The 21,181-nt window shown below is 59.4% G+C and carries 25 protein-coding genes; 10 read left to right on the forward strand and 15 right to left on the reverse strand.

Features of this window, described 5'->3' with window-relative positions; genetic code table 11:
- Positions 1 to 42: 42 nt before the first annotated feature.
- From moaB to SLH49_RS18925, 3 genes are read right to left on the reverse strand one after another with little or no spacing between them, the layout of a single operon-like run.
- The gene (gene moaB, locus SLH49_RS18915; RefSeq protein ID WP_320270727.1) at positions 43 to 585 is read right to left on the reverse strand and encodes a molybdenum cofactor biosynthesis protein B; all 543 of its coding nucleotides are present in this window, start codon (positions 583 to 585) and stop codon (positions 43 to 45) included.
- Between the two features lie 7 nt (positions 586 to 592).
- Complete coding sequence (locus SLH49_RS18920; RefSeq protein WP_320270728.1) at positions 593 to 1,159, reverse strand: hypothetical protein; 567 nt, start codon at positions 1,157 to 1,159, stop codon at positions 593 to 595.
- Complete coding sequence (locus SLH49_RS18925) at positions 1,156 to 1,941, reverse strand: uracil-DNA glycosylase (RefSeq protein WP_320270811.1); 786 nt, start codon at positions 1,939 to 1,941, stop codon at positions 1,156 to 1,158. The genes SLH49_RS18920 and SLH49_RS18925 overlap by 4 nt, the downstream gene beginning before the upstream one ends.
- A 102-nt stretch (positions 1,942 to 2,043) precedes the next feature.
- Between SLH49_RS18925 and SLH49_RS18930 the strand changes: the two genes are divergently transcribed.
- From SLH49_RS18930 to SLH49_RS18960, 7 genes are read left to right on the forward strand one after another with little or no spacing between them, the layout of a single operon-like run.
- Entirely contained in the window at positions 2,044 to 3,000 is a 957-nt protein-coding gene (locus tag SLH49_RS18930) for an aspartate carbamoyltransferase catalytic subunit (RefSeq protein WP_320270729.1), read from the forward strand.
- Positions 2,997 to 3,575: a hypothetical protein gene (locus tag SLH49_RS18935; protein WP_320270730.1), complete on the forward strand. Its 579-nt coding sequence runs from the start codon at positions 2,997 to 2,999 to the stop codon at positions 3,573 to 3,575. The genes SLH49_RS18930 and SLH49_RS18935 overlap by 4 nt, the downstream gene beginning before the upstream one ends.
- Entirely contained in the window at positions 3,572 to 4,090 is a 519-nt protein-coding gene (locus tag SLH49_RS18940) for a hypothetical protein (RefSeq protein ID WP_320270731.1), read from the forward strand. Before SLH49_RS18935 ends, SLH49_RS18940 begins: the two co-directional genes overlap by 4 nt.
- Positions 4,087 to 4,626, forward strand: a complete 540-nt coding sequence (locus tag SLH49_RS18945; RefSeq protein ID WP_320270732.1) for an aspartate carbamoyltransferase catalytic subunit — start codon at positions 4,087 to 4,089, stop codon at positions 4,624 to 4,626. The genes SLH49_RS18940 and SLH49_RS18945 overlap by 4 nt, the downstream gene beginning before the upstream one ends.
- The gene (pyrC, locus tag SLH49_RS18950; protein ID WP_320270733.1) at positions 4,623 to 5,903 is read left to right on the forward strand and encodes a dihydroorotase; all 1,281 of its coding nucleotides are present in this window, start codon (positions 4,623 to 4,625) and stop codon (positions 5,901 to 5,903) included. The genes SLH49_RS18945 and pyrC overlap by 4 nt, the downstream gene beginning before the upstream one ends.
- Positions 5,900 to 6,517: a glycerol-3-phosphate 1-O-acyltransferase PlsY gene (gene plsY, locus SLH49_RS18955; protein WP_320270734.1), complete on the forward strand. Its 618-nt coding sequence runs from the start codon at positions 5,900 to 5,902 to the stop codon at positions 6,515 to 6,517. Before pyrC ends, plsY begins: the two co-directional genes overlap by 4 nt.
- The gene (locus SLH49_RS18960) at positions 6,514 to 7,638 is read left to right on the forward strand and encodes a glycosyltransferase 61 family protein (RefSeq protein WP_320270735.1); all 1,125 of its coding nucleotides are present in this window, start codon (positions 6,514 to 6,516) and stop codon (positions 7,636 to 7,638) included. The genes plsY and SLH49_RS18960 overlap by 4 nt, the downstream gene beginning before the upstream one ends.
- Here the strand turns inward: SLH49_RS18960 and SLH49_RS18965 are convergent.
- From SLH49_RS18965 to SLH49_RS18995, 7 genes are all read right to left on the reverse strand, one after another.
- Complete coding sequence (locus tag SLH49_RS18965) at positions 7,630 to 8,376, reverse strand: hypothetical protein (protein ID WP_320270736.1); 747 nt, start codon at positions 8,374 to 8,376, stop codon at positions 7,630 to 7,632. The two genes, SLH49_RS18960 and SLH49_RS18965, sit on opposite strands and share 9 nt — an antisense overlap.
- A gap of 80 nt (positions 8,377 to 8,456) precedes the next feature.
- Entirely contained in the window at positions 8,457 to 9,827 is a 1,371-nt protein-coding gene (locus SLH49_RS18970) for a glutamate--cysteine ligase (protein WP_320270737.1), read from the reverse strand.
- Positions 9,828 to 9,884: 57 nt separating this feature from the next.
- On the reverse strand, positions 9,885 to 10,403 hold the full coding sequence (locus SLH49_RS18975; RefSeq protein ID WP_320270738.1) for a hypothetical protein: 519 nt from the start codon (positions 10,401 to 10,403) through the stop codon (positions 9,885 to 9,887).
- A complete protein-coding gene (locus SLH49_RS18980) occupies positions 10,396 to 11,235 on the reverse strand; it encodes a GNAT family N-acetyltransferase (protein ID WP_320270740.1) in 840 nt (279 codons plus the stop codon). Before SLH49_RS18980 ends, SLH49_RS18975 begins: the two co-directional genes overlap by 8 nt.
- Positions 11,232 to 12,059, reverse strand: coding sequence for a GNAT family N-acetyltransferase (locus SLH49_RS18985; RefSeq protein ID WP_320270741.1), 828 nt, complete (start codon positions 12,057 to 12,059; stop codon positions 11,232 to 11,234). The genes SLH49_RS18980 and SLH49_RS18985 overlap by 4 nt, the downstream gene beginning before the upstream one ends.
- Positions 12,056 to 12,769 carry a hypothetical protein gene (locus SLH49_RS18990; protein WP_320270742.1) on the reverse strand — a complete coding sequence of 238 codons (714 nt, stop codon included), beginning with the start codon at positions 12,767 to 12,769 and terminating at the stop codon, positions 12,056 to 12,058. Before SLH49_RS18990 ends, SLH49_RS18985 begins: the two co-directional genes overlap by 4 nt.
- Complete coding sequence (locus tag SLH49_RS18995; protein WP_320270743.1) at positions 12,766 to 13,491, reverse strand: 16S rRNA (uracil(1498)-N(3))-methyltransferase; 726 nt, start codon at positions 13,489 to 13,491, stop codon at positions 12,766 to 12,768. Before SLH49_RS18995 ends, SLH49_RS18990 begins: the two co-directional genes overlap by 4 nt.
- Positions 13,492 to 13,502: 11 nt before the next feature.
- Between SLH49_RS18995 and ubiA the strand changes: the two genes are divergently transcribed.
- The 3 genes from ubiA to SLH49_RS19010 are packed head-to-tail and all read left to right on the forward strand — an operon-like array spanning position 13,503 to position 16,751.
- A complete protein-coding gene (ubiA, locus tag SLH49_RS19000) occupies positions 13,503 to 14,468 on the forward strand; it encodes a 4-hydroxybenzoate octaprenyltransferase (protein ID WP_320270744.1) in 966 nt (321 codons plus the stop codon).
- 55 nt (positions 14,469 to 14,523) lie between these two features.
- The gene (locus SLH49_RS19005) at positions 14,524 to 16,410 is read left to right on the forward strand and encodes an OmpA family protein (RefSeq protein ID WP_320270745.1); all 1,887 of its coding nucleotides are present in this window, start codon (positions 14,524 to 14,526) and stop codon (positions 16,408 to 16,410) included.
- Between the two features lie 14 nt (positions 16,411 to 16,424).
- A complete protein-coding gene (locus SLH49_RS19010) occupies positions 16,425 to 16,751 on the forward strand; it encodes a hypothetical protein (protein WP_320241342.1) in 327 nt (108 codons plus the stop codon).
- A 168-nt stretch (positions 16,752 to 16,919) separates the two neighbouring features.
- Here the strand turns inward: SLH49_RS19010 and SLH49_RS19015 are convergent, their stop codons facing one another.
- Genes SLH49_RS19015 through SLH49_RS19035 form a run of 5 tightly spaced genes read right to left on the reverse strand, consistent with a single transcriptional unit; the run spans position 16,920 to position 21,167 of the window.
- Complete coding sequence (locus SLH49_RS19015; RefSeq protein WP_320270746.1) at positions 16,920 to 17,885, reverse strand: ABC transporter ATP-binding protein; 966 nt, start codon at positions 17,883 to 17,885, stop codon at positions 16,920 to 16,922.
- Positions 17,886 to 18,860, reverse strand: coding sequence for an ABC transporter ATP-binding protein (locus SLH49_RS19020; RefSeq protein ID WP_320270812.1), 975 nt, complete (start codon positions 18,858 to 18,860; stop codon positions 17,886 to 17,888).
- Entirely contained in the window at positions 18,857 to 19,231 is a 375-nt protein-coding gene (locus tag SLH49_RS19025) for an Imm10 family immunity protein (protein ID WP_320270747.1), read from the reverse strand. The genes SLH49_RS19020 and SLH49_RS19025 overlap by 4 nt, the downstream gene beginning before the upstream one ends.
- Entirely contained in the window at positions 19,228 to 20,187 is a 960-nt protein-coding gene (locus tag SLH49_RS19030; RefSeq protein WP_320270748.1) for an ABC transporter permease, read from the reverse strand. The genes SLH49_RS19025 and SLH49_RS19030 overlap by 4 nt, the downstream gene beginning before the upstream one ends.
- Entirely contained in the window at positions 20,187 to 21,167 is a 981-nt protein-coding gene (locus SLH49_RS19035) for an ABC transporter permease (protein WP_320270749.1), read from the reverse strand. Before SLH49_RS19035 ends, SLH49_RS19030 begins: the two co-directional genes overlap by 1 nt.
- Positions 21,168 to 21,181: the final 14 nt, after the last annotated feature.

Here is a 21,181-nt window from a genome sequence, read left to right on the forward strand (position 1 = left end):
TAGGCGCTGGCTCGCTGCATTCCACTCTAACGCACGCGCACGTTACTTCCGTCGCAGATGTTCATCCAATCGCGGCATAATTTCCACAAAATTGCAGGGCCTGTGGCGATAATCGAGTTGGCGGGCCAAAATCTCGTCCCAGGCATCCTTGCAGGCACCCGGCGAACCGGGCAGCGCGAAGAGGTATGTTCCCCCTGCGACACCCGCTGTTGCCCGGCTTTGGACGGCGGAGGTGCCGATTTTTTGCATACTCACGATGGTGAAGATCGTGCCAAACGCATCGATCTCTTTTTCATAGACATCGCGATGCGCCTCAACGGTGACATCGCGGCCCGTCAGGCCTGTGCCACCCGTCGAAATCACCACGTCCACGCCATCATCGTCACACCATGCGCGGAGTTGTGCGGCAATCTCGGCCCGCTCATCAGGGATGATTTTGCGGTCTGCCACCTTGTGTCCCGCAGCTTCGATCCGATCAACGAGTGTCTGGCCCGATTTATCGTCCGCAAGCTGCCGCGTATCGCTAACGGTCAGAACGGCGATGCGGACAGGCACAAACTCAAGCGTTTCGTCGATGCGGCTCATCCGATCCTCACAGGCAGGGATTGGCGACAGGAAGACGGGGGATCGACATCATGCCGTCAATCTCATCGTTGGTATCCGCGACAAAGAGGCGATCCGAGAAATCTGTGACAACCGACGGATCGCTGCAAAAGGGTCGCGCGAGATCAATCTCGGACGCGACCAGCGCGTCGTAGCGGCGCATCACTTCGGCCGGATCGGCCGGCGGAAACGCATTTTCGGCATAAAAAGCGAGTGCCCGCGCGCGATAATCGTCGCTGATGGCTTGCTGTTCAGCGGGCAGCGTGACTTCGCAAGCCAGAAGGGCACTTTCCAAAGAAGCGAGCACGCTGACAAAACATCCCACGGCGCCATGGCCGCTTTGATCGAGGCCCATGAAAGTCACATCATCCTCGTTGCCGCGCAGGATCACGATATCGCCGACCTGCAAAAGATCACGATCAGCGTCAGCCGCCTCGACAGCGTCTGCGTTTTCGGCAAACAACTGTTCGTAGTCGATCAGACCCAAAGGGTCTGCCCCTGCCCGTGCGGCCAGTAACATCACAAACGCCGCAACATATTTTGTCATCATGCTCATCCCCGCAAACGCGCCTTAAGCGCCAGTAAATCCGCCCAGGCCTCACGCTTGGCAATCGGGTTCCGCAAAAGATAGGCGGGGTGGAACATGGGTAAGCACGGTTTGCCCAGCACTTCCACCCACTCCCCACGCATTCGGGTGATGCCCGTGCGTCCCAAAAGTGCCTGACAAGGCGTATTGCCCATGAGCACGAGGATGTCCGGCGCGGCCAGGGCGACATGCCGCTCAAGAAACGGCAGCATCATCGCGATCTCCGCCTTGTCCGGCGTGCGGTTGGATGGGGGGCGCCATGGCAGCACATTGGTGATGTAGACGGCCCGTGTCGCATCGCCATGCGCCCGGCCAACATCAATCGCCTCCAACATCCGGTCGAGCAGTTGACCCGCCCGCCCGACAAAGGGTTTGCCGGCCCGATCCTCATCCCGCCCCGGCGCCTCGCCGACGATCATCACGCGCGCGGCGGCCTGACCATCGCTGAACACAAAACTGCGCGCGCCGCGTTTCAACTCGCAATGTTCAAAACCCTGCATCGCGGTGGCCAGACCGGCCAAATCGATCGCCCCGGCCGCTAAACGTCGTGCCTCTGCCACCGCATCAACTTCTTCAGGCGCGACCGAGGGCGGCGGGCCGTCAGGCGGTGTAACCGGCGCCTTTGGTTTTGGCTTGGCCGCATCCAGTGCATAGCGATCCACCGGCTTGTCCTGCACCGCATCGCTCACCCCCAGCTCCACCTGCCATTCCAATGCAGCGCGGTCCGCCCAATATGTCTCACCCGAATCCATCACGCTCAGGTTATGCCGGATCGGCGGCAATGTGCACTCCCCCGCCATTGAAGCGCCGAAAGCAGCTATCTATAAGAGCGAAAGATCAGTGGACGAGGCCCCATGACATTTCGCGCGCATCACCTTCTGGGCATCGAAAAGCTGCACCCGACCGAGATCACAACGCTGCTCGACCTTGCCGACAGCTATGCCGAGCATAACCGCAAAGGTGTGGCCCATCGCGATGTTCTGGCGGGCCTCACCCAGATCAACATGTTTTTTGAGAACTCCACCCGCACCCAGGCGAGTTTTGAGCTGGCGGGAAAACGACTTGGCGCGGATGTGATGAATATGGGCATGCAGGCCTCGTCCATCAAAAAGGGCGAGACGCTGATTGACACGGCGCTGACGCTGAATGCGATGCATCCCGACCTTCTTGTGGTGCGACACCCGCAATCAGGCGCCGTGGATCTGCTGGCCCAAAAGGTGAATTGCGCCGTCCTGAATGCCGGTGATGGTCGCCATGAACACCCGACCCAAGCCCTTCTGGATGCGTTGACAATCCGCCGAGCCAAGGGGCGGCTGCACCGGCTTTCCATCGCGATCTGCGGTGATATCGCCCATAGCCGCGTTGCGCGCTCAAATATCCTGCTTCTGGGCAAGCTCGAAAACCGGATCAGGCTGATCGGCCCGCCAACGCTGATGCCATCTGGCGTGGCTGATTTCGGGGTCGAGGTTTTTGAGGATATGGAAAAAGGGCTGCAGGACGTTGATGTCGTCATGATGCTGCGCCTTCAGAAAGAGCGGATGGATGGCGGCTTCATCCCGTCAGAGCGTGAATACTTCCACCGCTACGGCCTCGACGCTGACAAGCTGCGTCATGCCAAGCCTGACGCCATCGTCATGCATCCGGGGCCGATGAACCGCGGGGTTGAGATTGATGGCACCATCGCCGATGACATCAACCGCTCTGTCATTCAGGAGCAGGTGGAGATGGGTGTTGCCGTCCGCATGGCCGCAATGGACCTCTTGGCACAGAACCTGCGCACGCGCCGCAAACCGCAAGAGGTCATGGCGTGATCACCCATTTCTTCCCGCCAGCAAAACATGAGAACTGGCAGGATTACTTCGATCCCGATGAGGAATTGCTCTGGCAAGGCGCCCCGGAACCCGGCGCACAGAGTTTGCCCATGACGGTTTTCATGAGCATTTTCGGCCTGCCCTTCCTTGCCGCAGGTTTGTGGGTCGCATTTAACGGATTTGACAGCACGCTGCCGTTCGACGGCTTTGTCCACGTTTTCTTTGGCGTGCTGATGGTGCTCTTTGCGATCCCGTTCATTGTCGTCGGTGCAGGCATTACGTTTGGCGTTTGGCTGTATGCCAAGCACAGCCATCACTATATTCGTTATGCACTGACCAACAAACGCGCTTATGTCGCCAAGTCTTTCTACCGACACACGCTCAAGATCTATCGGATCATGCCCGACGACGCGATTACCCTCGAACAGGGAAAATACGACAACGTGAAGTTCAAGACAATCTACACCACGGACAGTGACGGGGAAACGCGCCGTGATATCGGTTTTGACGGGATCAGCGGCGGGCGCGAGGTTTACGGGTTAATTCGCCAGATCCAGCGCGAGGGCACGGCATGATTGAGATCCCGGCAGACGATCACGGGCAAATCCGCGTCTTTGCGACGACCGATGCTCTGCCAGACGCAGTACGCGACAAGACGCCAGAGGGTATGATCGCGCTTTTCGGCCTGCCTCTTGATGGCACCTATGTCGATATCGTGAAGATCAGCGATTTGGGGGACATGACGCTTAGCGCCTATATCGCCGAAGGCTACGACATGACAGCCGACGCGGTGGACAAGGCGGCGGTGGATCAGGTCACTGGCACCGCCGTGCTGGTACTGTCACGCGCGACCGGTGGGCAAGCTGTCACGCTCAGACCCGAACATGGGCTGCGCCATGTGACGACCTACAGCCCTGTGGCTGGGATTACCCCGCCCGAAGCCTTGCCCGATAAGTCCGCCCGGGATCACGTGCCAACATCTCCCGCCAAGCCGCAGAAATCCGATGCAAGGATTGGAGGGATGGTCGCGATGTACGCACTTCTTTTCATGTTCGCGCTGGTGGGCCTAATGATCTGGGTCGGCGGATGAGCGACACGTCACATCAAGATCAGACCGGCTGGGAGGGTATTCTTGACCCCGATGAGACGATCATCTGGCAAGGACGCCCGGATGGCGGATTTCACCTCACCCCCGGCATGCCCTTCACGATCATCTTCGCACTGTTCTTTTCAGGTTTCGCGCTTTTCTGGATGATCATGGCCGCGCGCGCTGGCGGTCTGTTTTGGACATTCGGACTGATCCACTTTGGCGTGGGTCTGGCCCTGCTTTTTGGCACGACGATGGGCCCTTCATTTGTGCGGCGAAGGACATGGTACACGCTGACCAACCAGCGTGCCTTTATCGCCAAGAACCTGCCCATCGCGGGGCGCAGTCTGAAATCTTATCCGATCACATCCGATATGGCGATCACGCTGACCGAGGGCAGAAAGCAAAGCATCTATTTCGCGAGCAAACGCGACCGGCATGACGACAGCACAGAGGATCGCAAGATCGGATTTGAGCAGATCAGTGATGCTCGCGAGGTGTTGAAGCTGATCCGCGCGATTCAGAAAGACAAATCATGACGACCACCTTCTTTGCCAATGCCCGCCTGATTGATCCTGTGGCGCTGACCGACGGCATCGGCGCGCTGCTGATCGAAGGTGATAAAATCGCCGCCGTCGGAGAGGGCATCCAACAGCCCAAAGACGCCAAAGTCGTCGATTGCGGTGGTTATTGTCTGGCGCCCGGGATCATCGATATCGGGGTGAAAGTTTCCGAACCGGGTGAGCGGCATAAGGAATCCTTTCGCTCTGCCGGGATGGCGGCTGCTGCGGGTGGCGTGACCACCATCGTCACGCGGCCTGACACGCTGCCCGCCATCGACACGCCCGAAACGCTGGAATTTGTCGAACGCCGCGCGCAGCTGGACGCACCCGTGCATGTTTTGCCCATGGCCGCACTGACCAAAGGCCGTGCCGGGCGTGAAATGACCGAGATTGGCTTTTTGCAGGATGCGGGCGCTGTCGCCTTCACCGATTGCGACCGGGTCGTCACCGATACCAAAGTGTTCAGCCGCGCGCTGACCTATGCACGCTCGCTTGATGCGCTGGTGATCGGGCATGTGCAGGAACCGGGGCTTTCGGAAGGCGCCGCTGTCACCTCTGGCAAGTTCGCCTCACTGCGAGGTTTACCAGGTGTCTCACCCCTTGCGGAGCGGATGGCGCTTGACCGTGATATCAGCCTGCTGGAGATGACGGGCGCGCGCTATCACGTCGATCAGATCACCACGGCCCGCGCCCTGCCTGCGCTGGAACGGGCTAAGCGGAACGGGCTGCAGATCACCGCCGGGATCGGGGTGCATCACCTGACTCTCAATGAGTTAGACGTGGCCGATTACCGGACCTTCTTTAAGCTCAAACCCCCATTGCGCAGTGAGGACGACCGCCTCGCAGTGGTCACTGCCCTGGCCGAAGGGCTGATCGACATCATCTCTTCAATGCACACGCCGCAGGACGAGGAAAGCAAGCGCTTGCCCTTTGAAGAGGCGGCGAGCGGCGCGGTCGGCCTTGAAACGCTGCTGCCCGCCGCCTTGCGGCTTTACCATAGCGAGGTGATTGATCTGCCGCGCCTATTCCGAGCCTTGTCGCGCAATCCCGCGCGGCTTTTGGGTCTACCTGCGGGGCGGCTGAACGAAGGGGCGCCCGCCGATCTTGTTGTTTTTGATCCGGATGCGCCGTTCCAACTTGACCGAACGCAGCTTTTGTCGAAATCCAAAAATACCCCCTTTGACGGCGCGCGGATGCAGGGCAAGGTTCTGGGCACCTGGGTGGCGGGAACACGGATTTGGGGACAGCCATGATCTTTTTTCCGGAAATCAGCTGGGACACCGCAATGCTGTGGAGCGTGGTTGGTTACCTCTTGGGATCAATCCCAAGCGGGGTCTTAATTGCCCACGCCATGGGGCTCGGCAATCTGCGCGAGATCGGGTCGGGCAATATTGGCGCAACAAATGTGCTGCGCACAGGAAACAAGTCTGCCGCCGCGCTGACACTCCTTTTTGACGCGCTCAAAGGCGTTCTGGCGGTGCTACTCGCGCGCTACTTTGCGGATAGTGGCGCAGCCCAGGTCGCTGCAGTCGCAGCCCTTTTGGGGCATTGCTTTCCGATTTGGCTGAAGTTTAAGGGCGGCAAAGGGGTCGCCACCTACTTTGGCGTGATCTTTGCCCTTGCCTGGCCTCTTGGGATTGTTGCGGCCATCATCTGGCTCAGCGTTGCCGCAATCAGCCGGTATTCATCGATGGCTGCACTTGTTGTTGCGGGCTGGCTACCCCTTGTGATGATGTTTGCGGGTTATGCCAGTTACTTCCTGATGGGCGTGGTCCTTGGCCTGCTGGTCTACCTGCGTCATTGGGGCAATATCCAGCGACTGCGCGATGGAACCGAGACAAAGATCGGGGCCAAGTCCACGTCATGACATCGTTCTTGGCCCCGGATGTCATCGGCCCTGCTTCGGGCACCTTGCTGCACGGAAAACGCATCAACATGTGCGCGGCTGAATTCGGCATCTATCTTGATGATGGAAAACCCCTTGCGCACAGCGATTTGGGCTCAAAAGCGCTCACCACCGTTTTTGGCGATCCGCCAAACGCGGGAACGAAGGTCGATACACTGTCTGAGCCTTGCTTCTTTGCCGGACTGACATTGCGGGAATTTGGGCATACGCTGATCAATGCCACCGGTCGGCTTTGGGCGCTCGACAGCGTGCCAGATGATGTCACGTTGATATTCACCCCCAAAAAGCGACCTTCCAAGCATTTCTACCCCTTTGTTCAGCCAGTTCTGGATCTGCTAGGCATAAAGAACCCGTGGCGGATCATCCGAGAACCAACACGATTTGAAGAGATTTACACCGCCAGCGATCAGTTTGGTGAGCGTTATGACGGGCGCGGCAGCCCTATCTTTTACGATTGGTTCGACGGACGCCTTCTTACAAGACACCAACCGGAAGCCGGCGGCAAGCTGTATGTCAGCCGCAGTGGATTGGGCGCGGGCGCCGGGCGCTATGCATGTGAGGACTATCTTGAAGAGCTGCTGACGGTTGAGGGCTATCAGATCTATCATCCTGAGAAAGATGACCTGCCAACGCAGATCGCAGCCTATCAGAAAGCAGAACATCTGATCTTCGCCGAAGGGTCGGCACTGCATCTCTTTGCGATGGTGCGCCAACCGTCCCAGAAAGTGAGCGTTATTCAAAGGCGCGCAGCACTGCCACCGCTCATTCAGGTGCAGATGAATGACCGCCCCGGACCTGACGTCTTGGAAATAAATGCGATCCGCGAGATATTCTGGCCGCCAATACGCGCAGACCATATGTCGGTCTGTTTGTTGGATTTCTCGCAACTGGGTGCCACACTTGCTGCCGGTGGGTTCATCAGTGGCCGGAACGGTTGGCAAAATCCTGATAATGACGTCGAGACCACATCACTCAACGCCGGGATCAAGGCATCTGAAAAGATGCTAAATGCGCAGGAGCGGCGCGTATTTCTGAAAGAGTACCGGGCCAAAGTCCGCGCAAAGAATGCAAAATCAAGGTGAAACGAATATCGGCATGTCGGCGTCTTGCGGGTCAAGCCGCACTTTGTCGAATAGCGCAAACCGGTTGTAAAACAGCTCTTTAACGTCCGTGTACGCAAAGCTGTCATAGAATTTCGCAACGCCATAATCTGCAAGTGTCAGATCCTTCCATGCCGCGACGATGTCATCATAATTGTCCCGCAATACGCGGTTTTGCGGATCAAGATTGCTGATAAGGACAAGCCCGGTTGGCTGGCAACCGAGCACTGTGATCACAAGATCGGGACGGTATTGCTGCAGGATGGGCAGCAGTTTCCAGACATCACCGGTCCACGCCCGCGGCGGTGCATTTTCGACATCGCGCGTCGTCATCTCATGATCATAAGGGCAGCAATCGTGCATGGCGATCACCGCGCCATCTCGCGAATTGGCTTCGGCATTCATGAAGTCGCGCAGGAGATACTCCATCAAGTGCATGCCATCCAGAAAGCTGAAACTCAGCTTAATCCCCAACGACTTCAGGACATTGCTTGCGAAAAAATCGTCGCTTTTCTGTTGAAACGCCATGAAGGCCGATTTCTGGCCGATAACGTTGTTCTCTATCCTGAAGAACGGATCGACACCGATGGTCTTGCCCCTGACACTCTGCATGCTGCGCCCGGTGCGGCAGCCGATCTCAAGATACCAGTCGAACAGGACCGCCGCATGCAGCCGACGCATGAAGCGCAAATAGGGCAGATCGTTGGGCTTGTTGAACAATGGCCGCTCCTTGTATCAGACATCAAGGCGCCATGGGCATTTCCCCTGCATCCGGTGCCCGAGGTTAAATGCCAAAAGCCTCAATAGCTATAGTCCTGGTAAATCCGCGTCAGCTCACCGCCCCAGTCGCCGTGATAATGCCCCAGAAGTTCGTCCGCAGGGGTCTGGCCGCTTTCAATCGTTTCCTTCAGTGCGTTCAGGAAATGGGTTTCGTCCGGCACCAGCCCGCCCGCGCCTGCAATGGCGCGTGCTTTCAGCCCGGCCTCTGAGATCGCGACGACTTGGCGGGCGAGGTTGTGCATGCTGATCCCGTCGACCTGCGCCTGCAGCCCATCCACAGATGCGCCGATCCGCAGCGCCTCACGCTGTTCGGCTGTCCAGCCCTTGCAAAGGTCCCATGCCGCATCGAGTGCAGTCTGGTCATACATCAGCCCCACCCAGAACGCGGGCAGCGCGCAAAGCCTGCGCCACGGGCCGCCATCGGCCCCACGCATCTCGATAAACTGCTTCACCCGCGCCTCGGGGAACACGGTCGTCAGGTGGTCTGCCCAATCAGAGAGAAGTGGCTTTTCGCCCGGCAGCGCGGGCAATTCGCCCTTTAGAAAATCGCGGAACGACATGCCCAGCGCGTTGATGTATTTGCCATCGCGATAGACAAAATACATGGGCACATCGAGCACCCATTCCACCCAGGCCTCAAACCCAAATCCATCCTCAAACACGAATGGCAACATACCCGTGCGCGATGCATCCAGATCGCGCCAGATGCGGCTACGCCAGGATTTGTGGCCGTTCACCTTGCCCTCAAAAAACGGCGAGTTAGCAAAAAGTGCGACGGCCACAGGCTGCAGCGCCAAAGCCACGCGCATCTTCTGGACCATGTCCGCCTCGGAGCTGAAATCGAGATTGACCTGCACCGTGCAGGTCCGACGCATCATCGCCGTGCCCATGGTGCCGACTTTTTCCATATAGTCGTTCATCAGCTTGTAACGGCCCTTGGGCATCAAGGGCATCTGCTCATGCGTCCATTCCGGCGCCGCACCAAGGCCGATGAACTTCACGCCAATCTCGTCAGAGACCGCCTTGACCTCGGCCAGATGGGTGTTCACCTCATCACACGTCTGATGGATGTTCTCCAAAGGCGCGCCTGACAATTCCAACGCCCCGCCCGGTTCCAGGCTGACATTGGCGCCGTCCTTGGTCAGGCCAATGATCTTGCAATCTTCTTCAACCCGGTCCCAGCCAAATCGGCTTTCGAGCCCCTCCAAAACAGCCTTGATCGACCGCTCTCCTCCATAAGGGAGAGGCTTCAGCGTATCCTGACAATAGCCGAATTTCTCGTGCTCGGTGCCTATGCGCCAATCAGCCTTGGGTTTGCAGCCCTTGGCGAGCATCTCCACCAACTGCTCATAGCGTTCGATCGGGCCACCGCCGGACTGAGGGATAGACATTGCGCGTGGCTCCGTAGCTGCATTTGGTCAGACCTTTGACCTGCCCCAAGGGTGCCGCTAATGCAAGAGCGGCTTGGTCCGCGACCACAATGTCACCCGCACATCAGGTGTGTGCGACAGCACGTCCAGCACGGCTTCAGTTTTGATACCCGGCAAGGCAGAGAACACGTCAAAAAGGCTTTCGGCGCCTTGGGCGTTGATCGGAATGGCGATGCGCTGCCCCTCTATCCCCGTGAGGATCCAGCTGGGATCAGGATGGCTGCTAGGATCAAGCTCTAGCTTAGTCAGGTCGGCCACGTCAATCACCCCACCGTCTAGCGGGCCGAAATAGGCCAGCCGCCTTTCGCGCACCTGCACGACACCCGGACCGTCCCCCCCTTGGGCAAAACGCGCCCGCTGAAACCCGGCGACAGCCCATCCGAGCCCGATGGCGATGAAGATGAAGCCGAGCCAGACGGTGATCCCGACACCATCCAGCGCCCAATAAAGCCCGAAAAGGGCAACAGAGAGGGCGATAATGACCTCGCGCCAGCGCCAAAAGAACGCGCGCACTTCGGGACGTAGGAAATCAGCCATGGACCACCTGTGGTTCCTCAAACATCAGGATCGTGAAAGTTCCGATGCGTTGAAATCCAACGGCCTCATAGGCTTTGGACGCCTGCGCCGAGGCCGAGAACAGAATAGCGTGTTTCACGCCCAAACTGCGCGCCTCCTCCAGATGCAGTGCAACGGCGCGCCGCGCGAGGCCGCGTGATCGTTGTTCCGGCGGCGTGTAGACACCCCCGATCTGCACCGCCTCCGGCAGGGTTGCATTGAAACCAGTCATCCCGACCGGTTCATCATTCTCATAGAGAACGCGGTGTGAATCTACGTCGATATAGTTATCTATGTTCTTGATAGCTGTCTCTTGGGTGTCTTCGCCCGGCATCGGTAGGACTTCTTCCAGGTAAGCCCGCCGCCAACCCACGACCAAATCGTATGGCGCGTCTGAGAGCCGTCGCAGGGAAAAGCCGCTAACATCGGGCATGATCAGATCCCTCAAGGGCAATTCGTAATGTGGCTCTTCCGCATTGAGCGCCGGATCAGACGGCAGGCCAAGTGCGGCGTGCAAGGCTGCAACCTGACGGCCCTCGCCCAGAATGCCTTTCACATGCCTTCCGGTCAGCACAGCCTTGATATCGCCCCAAGGTTCTGTCGGGCATTGCGGAAACACTACGCCCTCTTCCGTGATGCTCAGCACATCAGTCAACGCACCAGCTTGCCAGCGGGACCAGCACCGCATGGCACGCGGATGTCCGCCCGCCATGCCGTGTCGCCGCAAGTTCGAAAGCGGAAACATCGACGCGGCGACATGTTTGGTCAGGAATGCCTCGATCACGGGCCGGTCCGCTTCGGTGGCGAGCATCATGTTGCGGCCTCCTTGAACAGAATTAATGTCCAGGTCCCGACCTTTTCAAAACCTAAGGCCCGATAGGCGCGGGCGGCAGCCGGGCTTGCGGAAAAGAGGGTTGCCTTGTTCACGCCCTGCGCTGCACCCTCCGCGAGATGAACCGCCACAGCCCGCCGCGCATGGCCGCGGTTGCGCAGCTCCGGCGGGGTATACACCCCGCCCAGTTGCACAGTCTCAGGAAGTTGGGCGTTAAAGCCGGTCATTGCAAGTGGTGTCTGCCCATCCATCAGCACCGTGTGACTCGCGTTCGCAAGGTAGCGGTCATAGGTCCTCTCCACCCGTGCATCAAGGCGCGCCAAGGGTGCGTTCAGCGTGTTGCGATCATAATCCCATATCCAGGATTTGATGACATCCGCAGGCGCCTCTGACAGTGGCCGCAACTGCCCTGTCCCTGCGGGCACCGACAGATTGCTGAGATCAAGCAGAAATTGCGGCTCGTCGGCGTCAACACTGCGGGGAAGGTCGGTGAGGCCCTGGCGTTCCAAACCCCGTACACACGCGACCGGCCCCACCATCCCGCTCAGCTTCCGTCCTCTGATCTGAACAGCAGCATCAGCAAAATTGCTCGACGGCAAAAGCGGCATGACCATGCCGCCCTGCGTTAGGGTCAGCACATCCGTGATCTGCCCTGCCTGACGCGCGATCCAGAAGCTGACGGCGTAGTCGTGGCCCCCGGCCATGCCGTGCTCCGCCAAATTGTTGAGTGGAAACATCGCCTGATGCAAACGCGCGCGCAGAAATGTCTCGATCTCCGCTCGGTCAGCTTCGGTTGCGGGGATCACCTTCTGCGCTCCTGATCCAGCGGGTGCCAGTTTGACTGGTCATCCGCTTCGGCATCGGTGCTGTAAGGGGCGGGTTCAAAGCGCGGCTCCATCTCCGTGAAATCACGGATCAGAACACGCTTGCCCGCCTCCAGACGATAGAGGCATCCCGCCTGCGTCTCGTACCGATCCATCGCGGTGCCGCGCGGCGGCTTAGCGCCCTCCAGAAGCTGATCCCGCAACGCCCGGCTGAGCGGTGCGCGGTGACCGTTCAAAAGGCGCAGCCCGCTGCGGCAATCCTTGGTCACCTCGCCCTTGACGACCCGCGACAGGTCACAGTCGCGTCCCAAAATGTCGTCGACCGGATCGCCATTAATGCGATAAAGCGTGCTATCCAGGAAATAGCCTCCGCTTTGCCAGCCATAGCCGTGGGGAAACAGGGCCAGCGCCGTAAAATAAGGCGAACGGCTCAGCACGGTGTAATAGCTGGTTGCAGGCGTGTGTGGATAGGCTTCCGCGACCGTGTAGATCAGATGCCGCCCATCCGGGGAAAGCTGACATTCCTCGGCATAGACCGACTTTTTCAACCACTGCCCTTCCGTGAAAGTATCAGTCGCCCGATCCCAAGCGATCAGGTTATACATCTTCTTCGCCGACCTACGCAGGATGACGGCACTGTCATTCTCGGTGGCGAAAAGAAGATAGAGACGCAGGATCGGCGGTGTGCTCATTGCCAATCACCGAACGCCTGTTGCCAGAGCGTCAACGCCGCCACCGCCGCCGTATCAGCCCGCAAGATGCGTGGACCGAGCGACACGGGATGGGCAAAGGTCGCCCTACGCAACATATCCCGCTCCGCCGGAGAAAACCCGCCCTCCGGCCCGATCAGGATCGCGCAAGGTGCAGCGAGAATGCTCGGCAGAGCCGCCGAGCGGCCCGATATCGCCTCGTCACAGAACATCAGATGGCGCCCGTCAGGCCACTCCGCTAGGACTTTGTCCAGCTTCGCCAGATCATCGACAGGCGGCACATACGTCCCACCGCATTGCTCCGCCGCTTCGACGGCATGCGCCTGCAACTTGTCCCGTCGGATACGGTTCGCGCTTTGGGCATAGGCGGTTTGCACCGGCATGATCCCCGCCGCCCCCATCTCGACAGCTTTTTCGACGATGAATGCCGTGCGTTCCTTACGAATAGGCGCAAACATCAACCAAAGATCGGGCGGCATCTGCAAAGGCGCGGTTTGATGCCGCGATACCAGCAACCCGCCTTTCTTACCCGCCTCCACGACCTCTGCGTCCCATTCACCGTCGACACCGTTGATCAGCGACACCGTTTCCCCCGCCGCCAACCGCATCACGCCAAAGAGATAATGCGCTTGTTCCCGCGACAGCGGAACCGATTGCCCTTCCCCCAAAGGGTGCTCTACATAAAGCCGAACCTTGGATGCCATGGGCGGACCATATGACCGAGAATGCCGAAGTGCCAGAGCCGTCAGATGCCGTCGCCGACGCCGTGGCAGGCAACTGGGTCGACCGCTTTGCGCCACCCGCGACACGGCCCTTTCTGCGGCTGAGCCGCGCGGATCGTCCCATTGGCACATGGCTGCTCTTGGCACCTTGCCTGTGGGGTCTGTCGCTGGCAATTCTGGCGACAGATACGGCGCGGCCCAATGATCTCTGGATCGCCTTGGGCTGCGGGATTGGCGCGTTCTTGATGCGCGGCGCGGGCTGCACATGGAACGACATCACAGATAGAGACATCGACGGCGCGGTTGAGCGCACAAGGTCGCGACCCATTCCCGCTGGTCAAGCTACCGTCCGTCAAGCTCTGATCTGGATGATCGCGCAGTCCATCCTTGCGTTTTTCATCCTGATCACGTTCAGCCCCGCCGCGATCATCCTGGGCGTCGTGGCCCTGATCCCTGTGGCCATCTACCCCTTTGCCAAACGGTTCACCTGGTGGCCGCAGGCCTTTCTGGGGCTCGCCTTCAATTGGGGCGCGCTGCTGGCTTGGGCGGCGCATACCAACAGCATCGGCCCCGTCCCCATCGTGCTTTACCTCGCGGGGATCGCCTGGACGCTGTTCTACGACACGATCTACGCCCATCAAGATGCCGAGGACGACGCGCTGATAGGTGTAAGATCCACCGCACGCCTTTTCGGCGACCGGTCCCGCGATTGGCTGCGGCTGTTCCTGACAATCACCGTAGTCCTGTTCGGGCTTGCGGTTGTGCTCGCCGTCCACGAACGCTCCATCCTGTCGCTGGTCATCGCCATCGGTGGGCCGTGGGCTATGGGCTGGCACCTCACCTGGCAATTGGCGAAGTTCAACCCCGACGACAATGACAGCCTGCTCCGCATATTCCAGTCCAACCGTGACGCGGGGCTAATCCCTTTGCCGTTTTTCGCGCTTGCCTATTTCGTGTGATTGAACCTGGGCGCTGACGGGCCTATGCAAGGCGAACCCAAAAACGTGGAATGGCATGCGTCTTTCAGCCCTACTTGTTCGCCTGATCGTCTTTGTCGGTGCCGCTTTCGTGTCCGTCGCGGCCGCGCGCACGACGGTGACCGTTGTCGAGGAACGCTCGGTCCTTGCGGTTCAGGAAACCCTTGTAGATCAAGGATATGAATGGGCGACGGTGCTTGGCGACGGGTTGCAGGTAATCCTTGAGGGCGAGGCCCCCACCGAAGCGGTGCGCTTTCGCGCCATCTCGGCCGCTGGTGGCATGGTCGATGCAAGCCGGGTGATCGATAACCTCTCTGTCACCGAATCAGAGGTGATCGCCCCACCAGAATTCGCCATCGAAATCCTGCGCAACAATAGCGGCGTGTCGATCATCGGCCTCATCCCCGCATCCGCAGATCGTGAAGCACTGGCGAACCGCATTCAGGACATCGCCGATGGCCAGCCAGTGACCGACCTGCTTGAGGTCGGGAATTACCCGACACCGGAAACCTGGCCCGCTGCACTTAGCTATGCGTTACGGGCGCTCGAAATGCTGCCGAAGTCGAAGATCTCGGTCAAAGCCAACACAGTCACGATCAGCGCAATTTCCGAAAGCCCTGCCGAAAAGCGCGAGTTAGAGGCAGCACTAGCGCGCAACCTGCCTGAAAACGTCTCAACCGCGGTTGAGATCAGCGCGCCGCGGCCCGTCATCTCTCCCTTCACCGCGCGCTTTATCATCGACGAGGACGGCGCCCGTTTCGATGCCTGCGCGGCGGACACGGCTGATGCGGCCGAGATGATTCTGGCGGCGGCAACCGAGGTTGGATTTGCCGGTGATGCGAACTGCACCCTGGCACTTGGCGCCCCGTCGCGGACCTGGGGTGAGACGGTCGCAATGACCATCTCGACTTTGGGCGCATTGGACGGCGGAACCGTCACGATTGCCGACACCGATATCACACTCATCGCCCCGATAGGCACTGGCCAGCGCACTTTCGACAATGCGGTGGGTGAGCTTGAAAACGCCTTGCCAGAGGCGTTTGCCCTGACCGCAGAGCTCCCGCAACTCCCCGATGAGAGCGAAGAGGAGGCACCGCAATTCACCGCTACGCTCAGTCCCGAAGGTGCAGTACAGGTGCGGGGCCGCGTGCCGGATGATGTGACGAACACGGTCGTCAAGAACTTTGCCAATGCGCGGTTTAGCGGTCGCGACATCACCATGGGCACGCGCGTTGTCGAGGGGCTGCCATCGGGCTGGTCGATTCGTGTTCTTGCGGGCATCGAGGCTTTGTCTGAGCTTTCGAATGGTGCGGTCGTCGTAACACCCGACACGTTTGAGGTGCGCGGCAATACCGGCAATGAAGAGGCAAGCGCCGAAATCTCGCGCCTTTTGATCGAAAAACTCGGGCAAGGTGCGGATTTTGAGATCAGTGTCACCTATGTCGAGGAACTTGATCCGATTGCGGGCCTCCCCACGCCCGAGGAATGTATCGAGCAGATCAAGGTCGTGACGGAAAATCGCAAGATCACGTTTGACCCCGGCTCAGCCGATCTGACGGCGGCGACGCAGCCTGTGGTCGATGATATTGCCGAGATCTTGCAGAAATGCGGCGACCTGCGCATCCGCGTGGCAGGCTACACCGATAGTCAGGGGCGCGAGGTCATGAACCAGCAATTGTCGCAAGACCGCGCGAATGCGGTGCTGACCGCCCTGCGCGCCCGCCGCGTGCCTGTATCCACGTTTGAGGCAATCGGTTATGGTGAGGAAAACCCGATTGCGGATAACGGCACCGAGGAAGGGCGTGAGGCCAACCGGCGCATCGAATTCAGCCTGATCCTGCCGGAACCCGCGCCCGAGGATACCAATGCGCTCGATGAGCTGGCTGAGGAAGCCGCCGACACCGAAGCGACGGACAGCGAATAACAAAGGCCAAGACGTTGAACAGAACCGAATTCATCATTGCAACCGCTGTGATCCTTTTTGTGGCCTTCATGCTGGGCTGGTTTGCCAGTTGGCTGGTCAACCGTTTCACGCGCGTGACCAAGGCAGAGGTCGGTGAATTGGACAAGATGGCCCAGGCCCTGCATGAGGCTGAAGAGACGCGCGATCAGGCGATTACCTATCTGCAGCAGCGCGAGGCCGAGATGACCAATCAGCTTAGCCAGACAGAAGCAGAACTGCGCGCGGCCATGGACGGCTTGCGCGAAGCACGGCGCGAGGCCGAAGAGCTGCGCGCCTATGTGGAGCAGCAGAGGGCAGGTTAATAGCTGGCCTTTGAACCCGGCAACTTCGGTTCTTTCACCCAGACCAATGCGCAAACTTCGTTTGCGCAGCGCCCGAGCCGACCCCACGGGGCGGGCGCTTCTCGCCCACCCCTCGGTTCGTACGCGGTTTGTTGCAGTCGTGGTCGAGTGAGAAGAAGAGTTCGTGCCCTAAGCCTCCGCCAAGTGACACGCCACGCGGGTTTCACCCAGGGTCCGCATCTCGGGTCGCTCTTTCTTGCAGATATCCGAGGCAATTGGGCAGCGTGGATGGAACGCACAGCCAGGTGGCGGGTTGATCGGGTCGGGGATCTCGCCTTCCGGCAGTTCCGCCTCGCGCCCGAAACCGTCCATCTTGGGCGCGGCCTCCAGCAGCATCTTCGTGTATGGATGGCGCGGATTGTCGAAAAGGTCGTCCGGTGCCGCCTCTTCGACCAGCCGCCCCAGATAGAGCACGCCGATCCGGTCCGACATATGCCGCACCACTGTCAAATCGTGGCTGATGAGCACGTATGTCAGCCCGAAATTCTCTTTCAGATCGCTCATCAGGTTCAGCACCTGCGCCTGAACCGACACATCCAGCGCCGATGTTGGCTCATCACAGACGATCAGCTTCGGCTCCGACGAAAGCGCCCGCGCAATACAAATCCGCTGCCTTTGCCCCCCGGAAAACTCATGCGGGAACTTGCCCGCATCAAGCGCTGACAATCCCACTTGCTCTAGCAGTTTTTCAGCCAATCCCGTCGCATCACCACCCCGCGCGACGACTGGTTCCACAATGATGTCCCGCACCCGCCAACGCGGGTTCAGCGAGGCAAAGGGATCCTGAAAAATCATCTGAATGTCAGAGCGGACCGCATCCACCTTTTCCGCATCGGTCTCGGTGGCAAGGTTCACGCCTTCGATCTCGACCGTCCCACCCGACGGATTGAGCAGCCCCACCAGCATCCGCCCGATCGTAGACTTCCCCGATCCACTTTCGCCGACAAGGCCGTAGGTCGTGCGCTCTGCCACGTCGAAATCTACATCCGATACGGCTGTCAGAAACGCCTTCTCCCGCCGCTCGATCATCCGGTTCAGCCAGGGTTTGGACACGTCAAAGACGCGACTGAGGTTCTTGACCGAAATCAGCGACATTCAGGAGACCTTTTCAGCAACCAGCGGAAACCAGCACGCGGCATGGGCATCCGAGATATGGGGAGCCGGGGCGGCGCGGCATTTGGCCTGCGCATATGTGCAGCGCGGGTGGAAGGCGCAGCCTTCGGGCACTTTGTCTAATCGCGGCATCGCCCCTTCGATCTGGTGCAACCGCGCCTTGCCCGCCGAGGCCAGCGGGGTCGAGGCCATCAGCCCGGCCGTATAAGGATGCTGCGGCTGGGTCAGCACATCGCGCACATTGCCCAGCTCGGCCAATCGCCCGGCATACATGACTGCCACACGGTCAGCTGCTTCGGCAATCACGCCCATATCGTGGGTGATCAGCATCACTGCCGTGCCGCGTTCCCGACAGAGCCGCTTCAGCAAGGCAATGATCTGCGCCTGCACGGAGACATCAAGCGCCGTGGTGGGCTCATCAGCAATGATCAACGATGGTTCTGCACAGAGGGCCAGCGCAATCACAACCCGTTGGCGCATCCCGCCGCTGAACTCATGCGGGTAGCTGTCGATCCGCTCGGCAGCACCGGGAATGCCGACTTCTTCCAAAGCGGCCACAGCGCGCTTTTCAGCTTCCGACCGGCTGATCCGAAGGTGGGTCAGCATCGTCTCGGTCAACTGATCCCCGATGGACAGCAGCGGATTGAGCGAGGTCAGCGGGTCCTGAAACACCATCCCGATGTCTTTGCCTCGCAGGCGCCGCATCGCCTCTCCCTGCAAGGCATCAATGCGAGTGCCATTCAGCCAGATTTCCCCCTTCGCAATGCGCGCTGGCGGGTTCAAAAGCCCGATGACAGCATTCCCCGCCATCGACTTGCCCGCCCCGCTTTCGCCAACAACGCCGAGAATTTCGCCAGCCTGGATGTCATAGCTGACACCATCCACAGGTTTCACAACCCCTGTGCGGGTCGGGATTTCGACAGAGAGGTTGCGGATGGAAAGGACAGTTGCCATCAGATATCCGCCTCCCCATTTCGAAGGCTTAGCAGGCGCGTGACCGCAGCCTGGATATCCGTGATTTTTTCTGTAACCGCCTTGCCGCTAATGATAAAAGGCGATGCCTCTTTTTCAAAACCAAGGCCCTTTGCATCATACGTTATTCGCACTGTATGATCGCTGACATCAATTTCTTTGATGACGCCGTAGTTTCCATGGCTCTGTTCGTTTATCTCGAAATGGGCAATGTCAAACCCCAAGGCGATATCCTGCTCGTCAAAGTAAATGCACCTGCTCACGGTCGCGTATGTTCCATCACTGCCCGCAAACGAAGCGACAAGGATGTTATTGTCATCAATGATGCTCACTAAATCGGCTTCCAAAGCTTTCATCGCAACCTCGGATTCAACGCGTCGCGCAGCCAGTCGCCGAGCAGGTTGACGCTCAGCGCAAGCATCAACAGTGTCACCGCCGGGAATAGCAGGATCCACCATTCGCCGGAGAAGAGGAAGCCCTGCCCTATGCGGATCAGCGTACCGAGGCTGGGCTGGGTGGGTGGCGCGCCAACGCCTAGGAAACTGAGTGTGGCTTCGGCAATGATGGCAAGCGCCAGCGAAATCGTCGCGATGACCAACACCGGCGACAGCACGTTGGGCAGGATGTGTCGCAGCATGATCGCTGTTGGTTTACGCCCAATCAGACGCGCGGCCTCGACATATTCCTTGCGCTTCTCAACCAGCGTGGCACCCCGCACGACGCGGGCGAACTGCACCCAGTCGCTGAGGCCAATGGCAATGATCAGCACCCAGATCGCCATCTGGTCGCGGTACTCGACAGGGGTGAACCCCTTCGCAATCCCGAAGATCAGCATCGCCACCAGGATCGATGGAAAGGTCAGTTGCACATCTGCCGTCCGCATGATGATCGTATCCAGCCAGCCGCCAAAATAGCCCGAGATCAGGCCCAACGTGATCCCGAGGACCATTGCAAAGAGCACCGCAGCAACGCCCACAAAAAGCGATATCCGCATGCCGTAGAGGATGGTTGAGAAAACATCGCGGCCCTGATCGTCGGTGCCCATCAGGAAGCTCTCGCCCGTGAACGCGTTGGGCGCCATCGGGGCCGTGAAGCCGTTCATCAGGTTCAGCGATGCCGGATCAAACGGGTTTGTGGGGGCGATGAGCGGGGCAAGGACCGCTGAAAAAACAAGGATCGCAACCACGATGGTCGAGACCATTGCGACGGGCGAGCGCCGGAACGAATAGTAGATGTCGCTGTCCAGAAACACACGAAAGCGCGATTTCTGGATGGGCTTGGCGGGTGCCATCTGTTCGGAAAGGTCAGTCATCAGTGGCCCCCGGCCCGGTCAACCCGCAGACGCGGGTCGATGAAGAAATAGAGGATATCCACGATCAGGTTGATCGCGACGAACATCACCGAGATCAGCATGAGGTATGCGGCCATCACGGGAATATCGACAAACTGGATCGCGTTGATGAAGAGGAGGCCCACGCCGGGCCATTGGAACACCGTCTCGGTAATGATCGCGAAGGCGATGATCGCGCCAAGCTGCAGGCCGATCACGGTGATCACGGGCACCATTGTGTTTTTGAGCGCGTGGCGGAAGTTGATCGCGCGTTCCTTCAGGCCACGGGCGCGGGCGAAGCGGATGTAATCCTGTCGCAGCACCTCCAGCATCTCGGACCGCACCAGCCGCATAATCAGCGTCATCTGGTAGAGGCCCAGCGTGATCGCGGGCAGGATCAACGCCTGCAGGCCTGAGGAGGTGAGGAACCCGGTGCTCCACCCGCCGATATCCACGGTCTCTCCCCTTCCGAAACTGGGCAGCCAGCCGAGTTCGACCGAGAAGATGTAGATCAGCAGGATGCCAATCAGAAAGGTTGGCAGTGACACGCCAATGAGGGAGGCGGACATGATGAAATTGGCGGTGAACCCGTTGCGGCGGATCGCGGTGAAGACACCCAGCGCGATGCCAAAAATCACCGCCAGAATGGCCGAGACGGCGGCGAGTTCCAGCGTGGCAGGCGCGCGTTCCAGCAGAATTTCGGCGACGGGCCGCCCTTGCCGGTAGCTGACGCCGAAATTGCCCTGCACCGCCCCTTCGAGGAAGCGGTAGTATTGAACCGCAAAGCCCTGATCGAGGCCCAGCTGTTCGCGCAGCCGTTCGATATCCTCAGCCGTCCGCTCCTGCCCCAGCATGTTGTCGATAGGGTCGCCGACGAAGCGAAACATCGAAAACGCCACCAACCCCACGATCAGCAGGACTAGGGCCGATTGCCCAATGCGCCGGATGATATATGCGAGCATGCCGCCCCCAGATT

It is taken from the genome of Cognatiyoonia sp. IB215446 (genome assembly GCF_033963825.1).
Classification (GTDB): domain Bacteria; phylum Pseudomonadota; class Alphaproteobacteria; order Rhodobacterales; family Rhodobacteraceae; genus Yoonia.

Bases quoted from the DNA above. Each gene is read 5' to 3' on its own strand.
- ubiA (WP_320270744.1), top strand. From the start codon at position 13,503: ATGACCGAGAATGCCGAAGTGCCAGAGCCGTCAGATGCCGTCGCCGAC.
- SLH49_RS19030 (WP_320270748.1), bottom strand. From the start codon at position 20,187: ATGACTGACCTTTCCGAACAGATGGCACCCGCCAAGCCCATCCAGAAA.
- SLH49_RS18975 (WP_320270738.1), bottom strand. From the start codon at position 10,403: ATGGCTGATTTCCTACGTCCCGAAGTGCGCGCGTTCTTTTGGCGCTGG.
- SLH49_RS18970 (WP_320270737.1), bottom strand. From the start codon at position 9,827: ATGTCTATCCCTCAGTCCGGCGGTGGCCCGATCGAACGCTATGAGCAG.
- SLH49_RS18940 (WP_320270731.1), top strand. From the start codon at position 3,572: ATGATTGAGATCCCGGCAGACGATCACGGGCAAATCCGCGTCTTTGCG.
- SLH49_RS18925 (WP_320270811.1), bottom strand. From the start codon at position 1,941: ATGGATTCGGGTGAGACATATTGGGCGGACCGCGCTGCATTGGAATGG.
- SLH49_RS19015 (WP_320270746.1), bottom strand. From the start codon at position 17,885: ATGTCGCTGATTTCGGTCAAGAACCTCAGTCGCGTCTTTGACGTGTCC.
- SLH49_RS18990 (WP_320270742.1), bottom strand. From the start codon at position 12,769: ATGAGCACACCGCCGATCCTGCGTCTCTATCTTCTTTTCGCCACCGAG.
- moaB (WP_320270727.1), bottom strand. From the start codon at position 585: ATGAGCCGCATCGACGAAACGCTTGAGTTTGTGCCTGTCCGCATCGCC.
- SLH49_RS18930 (WP_320270729.1), top strand. From the start codon at position 2,044: ATGACATTTCGCGCGCATCACCTTCTGGGCATCGAAAAGCTGCACCCG.
- pyrC (WP_320270733.1), top strand. From the start codon at position 4,623: ATGACGACCACCTTCTTTGCCAATGCCCGCCTGATTGATCCTGTGGCG.
- SLH49_RS18995 (WP_320270743.1), bottom strand. From the start codon at position 13,491: ATGGCATCCAAGGTTCGGCTTTATGTAGAGCACCCTTTGGGGGAAGGG.
- SLH49_RS18960 (WP_320270735.1), top strand. From the start codon at position 6,514: ATGACATCGTTCTTGGCCCCGGATGTCATCGGCCCTGCTTCGGGCACC.
- SLH49_RS19025 (WP_320270747.1), bottom strand. From the start codon at position 19,231: ATGAAAGCTTTGGAAGCCGATTTAGTGAGCATCATTGATGACAATAAC.
- SLH49_RS18980 (WP_320270740.1), bottom strand. From the start codon at position 11,235: ATGATGCTCGCCACCGAAGCGGACCGGCCCGTGATCGAGGCATTCCTG.
- SLH49_RS19005 (WP_320270745.1), top strand. From the start codon at position 14,524: ATGCGTCTTTCAGCCCTACTTGTTCGCCTGATCGTCTTTGTCGGTGCC.
- SLH49_RS18920 (WP_320270728.1), bottom strand. From the start codon at position 1,159: ATGAGCATGATGACAAAATATGTTGCGGCGTTTGTGATGTTACTGGCC.
- plsY (WP_320270734.1), top strand. From the start codon at position 5,900: ATGATCTTTTTTCCGGAAATCAGCTGGGACACCGCAATGCTGTGGAGC.
- SLH49_RS19035 (WP_320270749.1), bottom strand. From the start codon at position 21,167: ATGCTCGCATATATCATCCGGCGCATTGGGCAATCGGCCCTAGTCCTG.
- SLH49_RS18945 (WP_320270732.1), top strand. From the start codon at position 4,087: ATGAGCGACACGTCACATCAAGATCAGACCGGCTGGGAGGGTATTCTT.